5 protein-coding genes are annotated in these 6,392 nt (G+C 69.2%); 3 read left to right on the top strand and 2 right to left on the bottom strand.

Going from position 1 to position 6,392, the window contains the following annotated elements; all coding sequences use genetic code 11:
* On the top strand, window positions 1–621 hold a 621-nt coding region (locus QK444_RS04810; protein ID WP_349239509.1), incomplete at its 5' end, for a pyridoxamine 5'-phosphate oxidase family protein.
* A 415-nt stretch (window positions 622–1,036) separates the two neighbouring features.
* Here the strand turns inward: QK444_RS04810 and pepN are convergent.
* Window positions 1,037–3,625, bottom strand: a complete 2,589-nt coding sequence (pepN, locus tag QK444_RS04805) for an aminopeptidase N (protein WP_282777436.1) — start codon at window positions 3,623–3,625, stop codon at window positions 1,037–1,039.
* Between the two features lie 87 nt (window positions 3,626–3,712).
* Here pepN and QK444_RS04800 point away from each other — a divergent pair, with 87 nt between their 5' ends.
* Window positions 3,713–4,579 carry a phosphoribosylaminoimidazolesuccinocarboxamide synthase gene (locus QK444_RS04800; RefSeq protein ID WP_282777434.1) on the top strand — a complete coding sequence of 289 codons (867 nt, stop codon included), beginning with the start codon at window positions 3,713–3,715 and terminating at the stop codon, window positions 4,577–4,579.
* Window positions 4,580–4,652: 73 nt separating this feature from the next.
* Here the strand turns inward: QK444_RS04800 and QK444_RS04795 are convergent, their stop codons facing one another.
* Window positions 4,653–5,336 (bottom strand): NAD(P)H oxidoreductase, encoded by a 684-nt coding sequence (locus QK444_RS04795; RefSeq protein WP_282777432.1) that lies wholly within the window; start codon window positions 5,334–5,336, stop codon window positions 4,653–4,655.
* 119 nt (window positions 5,337–5,455) lie between these two features.
* On the opposite strand from QK444_RS04795, the gene QK444_RS04790 reads away from it, so the two are divergent.
* Window positions 5,456–6,385, top strand: coding sequence for an AraC family transcriptional regulator (locus QK444_RS04790; RefSeq protein WP_282777430.1), 930 nt, complete (start codon window positions 5,456–5,458; stop codon window positions 6,383–6,385).
* Window positions 6,386–6,392 lie beyond the last annotated feature (7 nt).

The raw sequence follows: 6,392 nt of genomic DNA, 5'->3' as shown, positions 1-6,392 counted from the left end.
GAGATGACCGGGCATTACGGCCAGATAGCGTTCACCGAGCGCGTTCGCGAGCAGCAGCGCATACACGGCAGCCTGCGCAGTTACGAGCGCATGGCGGCGGTGCCGCCGGTGCCCGACGCGATCGGACCCGACGAGGCCTGGTTCATCGGCGAACGCAGCAGCTTCTACCTGGCGACGGTGAGCGAGACCGGCTGGCCGTACATCCAACATCGCGGCGGCCCACCGGGTTTCCTGAAGGTGGTCGACGCGCACACCCTCGGCTTCGCGGACTTCCGCGGCAACAAGCAGTACATCAGCCGCGGCAATCTCGACCACGACGACCGGGTCTCGCTGTTCCTGATGGATTACGCCGCGCAGACCCGCCTGAAGATCTTCGGCCGCGCGGATGTGGTGGAGGCGGACGATGATCCGCAGCTCATCGCCTCCCTCACCGTGGACGGCTACCCGGCCCGCGTGGAACGAGCCATGCTCATCGACGTCGAAGCCTTCGACTGGAACTGCCGCCAGCACATTCCCCAGCTGTATCCGCGCGACGCCGTCGCGGCGGCGCTGGGGGAGCTGCGCACCCGAATCGAGGAGCTGGAACAGGAGAACGAGCGGCTGCGGCAGGGCGGGAATTGACCTGACCGCCAGCCGGAGTCGTCTACCGCGCAACGCTGTTCGACGGTGCCGATCCGGAAGTTGCGGTGACGCTCGGTGCTGGTCGGCATCACCGCCGCCTTCGGAGTGCACTTCGTGGGCGCACTGCCGGTGCTGGCGCTGTCGCGGCTCGTGGAGTCGGCAGGCGGCGACCGCTTCGGCATCGGCATCCACGCGGTAACGAGCACTGTGCGCGTGATGTGGCGGTGGTGGCGGACGCGTCCCGGCGATCGGTGGTGTCGGTATCCGAACACTGCCAGCGCGATGCGCGTCGGCGTGGGGACCGCTGGGCGGGGCGGATTCGGATTCCGCTCCCGCCCGGCGGCCACGGTCGAGCTGTCCGCTCGGCAGCCGGGCGGAGGCGCTGCGCGACATCACATCGGCAGGCCCGCGTCGCTCACCGCGCGTCGAAAGCCCGTGCGCGCAGCGAGCGTTCGATACCGGCCTTGCCCTCCAGCACCAGGCGGCGCAGGGCGGGCGGGTGGTCACCGGCGAGGAACTTGTCCGCGATGGCGACCGCCTCGTCCGTGATGGCCCAGTGCGGGTACAGGCCGACGACCACGGTCTGCGCCACCTCACTGGAGCGGCGCTCCCACACCGAGGCGACCTCGGCGAAGTAGCGCTCCACGTACGGGGCGAGCAGCTGCGCCTGGCCGACGGGGGAGAAGCCGCCGACGATGGCGCGGGCGGTGATGTTCGGGACGGTGTCGTCGCCCATCACGGTCTCCCAGGCCGACGCCTTGACCGCGGCCTGCGGGCGGGCGGTGGCCGCGGCGGCGGCCTGGCGGCGGCCCGCGGCGGTGGGGTCGCGCTCCAATTCCGCGTCGATGACCGGGGATTCGAGGCCCTCGGCGTCGATCTCACCGGCCGCCGCCAGCGCCTGCACGAGTCGCCAGCGCAGATCGGCGTCCACCGCCAGACCGGGCAGGCCGACGGTGGCCGGGTCGCCGTCGAGCAGTTCGCGCAGCACCTCGGTGTGGTGTGCCGACAGCAGCGCCCCGGTCAGGGCGTTGACGAAGGCCAGTTGGTGATCCGAGCCCGGCTGCGCCTCGCGCGCCAGCTCCAGCAGCCGGTCGGCGAACAGCTGCCAGCCCCGCTCCTGTGCCCAGGCCGGATCGGCGTAGCTGCCCAGCGCGGTGTGCGCCTGCATGAGCAGCCGCTGCACCACCCCGATCTCCGATTCCGCGCCGATGCCCCGCTGCACCAGCGCCACGAAGTCGCGGGCCTTCAGCTCCGCCTGCCGGGTCATCTCCCAGGCCGCCGACCAGCACAGCGTGCGCGGCAGCGGCTCGGCGATATCGGCGATCCGATCCACCACGGTGGCAAGGGATTCCGGATCCAGCCGCAGCGAGCAGTAGGTGAGGTCGTCATCGTTGACCAGCACCAGCCGACCGCGCTCCACGCCGACCAGCTCCGGCACCTCGGTGCGGGCCGCCGGATCGATATCGAGTTCGACGCGCTTGGTGCGCACCAGCTTCCCGTCCCGGTCGTCGTAGACGCCGACGGCGATGCGATGCACGCGCCGCTCACCCGCCCCCGGCTCCGCGCCCTCCTGCACCACCGTGAAAGAGGTGAACTTGCCGTCCTCGACCTGGAATTCGGGCCGCAGGATGTTCAGACCGGTGGTCTTGAGCCACTGCGCGCCCCAGTCGGACAGGTCGCGTCCGGACGACTTCTCCAGCGCACCCACCAGATCGTCGAAGGTGGCGTTGCCGTAAGCGTGTTCGGCGAAATAGTCGCGCAGACCCGCCAGGAACGGCTCCCGCCCGACATAGGCCACCAGCTGTTTGAGCACCGACGCGCCCTTGGCGTAGGTGATGCCGTCGAAATTGACCTCCACCGCCGCCAGATCCGGGATATCGGCGGCGATCGGATGCGTGGAGGGCAGCTGATCCTGCCGGTACGCCCAGGACTTCTCCACATTCGCGAAGGTGGTCCAGGCATTGGTGTACTCGGTGGCGTCGGACTGGCACAGCACCGACGCGAAGGTGGCGAAGGACTCGTTGAGCCACAGGTCGTCCCACCACTTCATGGTGACCAGGTCGCCGAACCACATGTGCGCCATCTCGTGCAGCACGGTCTCGCAGCGCCGCTCGTAGGAGGCACGGGTCACCTTGGAGCGGAACACGTAATCCTCGAGGAAGGTGACCGCGCCCGCGTTCTCCATGGCACCGGCATTGAACTCCGGCACGAACAGCTGGTCGTACTTGCCGAAGGCGTAGGGCACCCCGAAGTTGGCGTGATAGAAGCCGAAACCCTGCTTGGTCTCGGTGAAAAGCCGCTCGGCGTCCATGAATTCGGCCAGCGAGGCGCGGCAGTAGATGCCCAGCGGGATGCTGCCGTGCGCATCGGTATAGGTGTCGGTCCACTTGGCGTACGGCCCGGCGATGAGCGCCACCAGGTAGGTGCTCATGCGCGGGGTGGTCGCGAAGGTGTGCCGCAGCACCGTGCCGGTCCGCTGGGTGTCCACCACCGCGCCGTTGGAGATGACCTCCCAGTCCTGCGGCGCGGTGACGGTGATGTCGTAGGTGGCCTTGAGGTCGGGCTGGTCGAAGCACGCGAACATGCGCTTGGCGTCGGCGGTCTCGAACTGCGAGTACAGGTACACCTTGTCGTCGGTGGGGTCGACGAAGCGGTGCAGGCCCTCGCCGGTGTGCGAGTACACGCAGTCGGCCTCCACCACCAGTTCGTTGTGCTCGGCGAGGTCGGGCAGTGCGATGCCCCGCTCCTCGTCGTAGTCGCTCACATCCAGCGGGGTGCCGTTGAGCACTGCCGAGCGGACCCCGGCGGCCACGATGTCGATGAAGGTCCGCGCGCCCGGGGTGGCGGTGAACGTCACCGTCGACCGCGAGCCGAAGGTCTCGCCGACGGCGGCGTCGGTACTCGTCGGCTGCCCGGTCAGGTCGAGTTCGACGCGGTAGTTCTCCACCCGGATGGTCGCGGCGCGTTCGATCGCCTGTTCCCGGGTGAGATTCGGTGCGGACAAGGGGACTCCTTCGTCGTTCGCCAGGACTGTGCCGATGCCCAGAATGCCACCTCGGTAGGGTGTCGGTCGGCCCACGTGGACATTCGGATGTCCCGGCGACCCCAGTACGAGGAGGAGTCAGTGAAGCACATCCACGCCGGTAAGGTGCGCGACCTGTACGAGGACGGCGACGAGCTGATCCTGGTCGCCTCCGACCGGGTGTCGGTGTACGACGTGGTGCTGCCCACTCCGATCCCGGAGAAGGGCGCGCTGCTGACCCAGCTGTCGAACTGGTGGTTCCGGTTCTTCGCCGATGTGCCCAACCACCTGATCTCCACGACCGACGTGCCCGCCGAATTCGCGGGCCGCGCGGTGCGGGCCAAGAAGCTGAGCATGGTGAAGGTGGAGTGCATTGCCCGGGGGTATCTGACCGGCTCCGGACTGGCCGAATACCGGCGCACCGGGTCGGTGTCGGGGGTGGCGCTGCCGCCCGGGCTGGTGGAGGGCGACAGGCTGCCCGAGCCCATCTTCACGCCGACCACCAAGGCCGATGAGGGGCACGACGAGTTCATCACCTTCGACGACGTGGTGAACCAGGAGGGCCGGGAGGTCGCGGAGCGGCTGCGCGACCTGACCCTCGCCGTGTACGCGCGCGGTGCCGAGCACGCGGCCTCGCGGGGCGTGATCATCGCCGACACCAAACTCGAATGGGGTTGGGACGGTGACGTTCTCACCCTCGCCGACGAGGTTCTGACCTCCGACTCGTCGCGCTTCTGGCCTGCCGACGGGTACGCCCCCGGCCGCCCCCAGCCCTCCTTCGACAAGCAGTTCGTCCGGGACTGGTCCACCTCCACCGGCTGGAACAAGGAGTACCCGGGCCCGGAGATCCCCGCCGAGATCGTCGCGGCCACGCGGGACAAGTACCGGCAGGCGTACGAACTGATCACCGGCGAGAGCTGGACGGGCGTCAGCTGACCGTCCGCCGCCGGATCCCCGGAATCGGGGCGGACACAGTGCCCGGCCGGACGGCGGAAACCGTCGTTCGCGCTCAGGCGGGCACGCGGTCGGCGGCGAGGAATTCCTCCACGTAGTTCGCCGCGCGGCGCTCCAGGGCGTCGTACTGGGCGCGGCGGGCCTCGCCCACGGCGACCTCGCTGATGGCGAGATTGCCGTCGGCGTCCAGGGTCTGGCGGCGCTCCTCGGCGTCGGGGAGCAGGCCGACCTTGGACCAGGAGAAGCCGCAGTAGTAGGCGATACCCGCGCTGAGCTGGGTGTCGAGAGCGGCTTCCATATCCGCCACCATGGGGTCCGCGGCGTCGAGGCCGCCGAGTCCCAGCCACAGGATGCGCTTGCCCGCCAGCCGCGGCTTGCTGCGGCCGTAGGCGAATCCGTAGTTCCAGACGCGGTCGATCCAGCCCTTGAGGATGGCGGGCACGCTCTGCCAGTACACGGGGAACACCGCGACCACGATGTCGGCGTCCAGAATCCGCTGCATATGACGCTGCGTCTCGGCCGAATAGGGCTTGTCGCGATTGCCCCAGTCGGGCTGGTCCTCGGTGTTCATGCGCGGGTCGAAGCCCTCGGCGTGCAGATCGAGCAGGTCGATGCGGTAACCGTCCGCCTCCAGCTGTGCGGTGGCGCGGCGGGCGATATGCGCGGTGAGCGAATCGGAGCGGTGGTGCGCGATGACGACCAGGGCGGTGCGAGTGGTGTCACTACCGTTGTGCTGCACGGGATCTCTCCTGACTGATGGCTGAATCTCTCTTGCGGTACCACCAGTCAACCGGTGATCTAATGGACGATCCATGGGAGAAACGCTCCGAAGGATAGGAGTTCGTCTACTCTGGTGTCATGGATCCGGTGAGTTCACTCCTGAATGGCATCCGCGCGGAAGGATCGGTGGTCAGCCACGCGGTGCTGGAAGCGCCGTGGACCATTCGCTTCGCCGACCGCGCCCCGCTCACCATGGTCACCGTATTGCGCGGCGGCGGCACCCTGGTGCTCGCCGATGGTAGCGAGACGCGAGTGACCAAGGGCGACACCGCCATTGTGCGCGGCCCCGAGGTCTTCCACCTCGTCGACGACGTCGCCTCGCTGCGGCGCCCGCACGTGGAGTACGAGATCGCCTGCTTCGCAGCGCAAGCCGAATGCGACGCCGAGGAGCTGAGCGGCATCCGCTGGGGCGCGGAAGCCCCCGAGGCGACCGCGCTCATCGTCGGCGCGTACCGTGCCAACGGCCGCCGACACGACCGCCTGCTCCGAGCGCTGCCGCCGGTCCTGGTGGTGCGCGAGGACCCCGAGACCTGCGATTGGATGGAATCCGCCGCCAAGGAGTGCGCCGCGCGCCCCGCCGGTTCCACCGCGATCATGGACCGACTGCTCGACTGGGCGCTGGTCTGCACCCTCTGCACCTGGTTCGACCAGGCGGGAGCGCAAGCGCCCACCCTCTACCGAGGGCTGTCCGACCCCGTGATCGCTCCGGCGCTGCAAGCCATGCACGCCAGCCCCGGCGCCCCCTGGACGGTCGCTTCCCTGGCCGCCCGCGCGGGCGTCTCGCGCGCCCTGTTCGCCAGACGCTTCACCGACCTCATGGGCCGTCCGCCGCTGGGCTATCTCACCGAGTACCGTATGGACGAGGCCGAGGAACTCCTCACCGGCACCGACTTCACCGTCGCCCAGGTCGCCAAGGCCGTCGGCTACGCCGACCCCTTCGGCTTCAGCGCCGCCTTCAAGCGCTACCGGGGCATGAGCCCCTCCGCCTTCCGCTCCGCCGCCGCCTGAGACCGCG

This window comes from Nocardia sp. CC201C (assembly GCF_030010695.1).
GTDB classification, from domain to species: domain Bacteria; phylum Actinomycetota; class Actinomycetes; order Mycobacteriales; family Mycobacteriaceae; genus Nocardia; species Nocardia otitidiscaviarum.
Note: the sequence above shows the minus strand (reverse complement) of the source record. Positions and strands in the feature narration are given on the sequence as shown.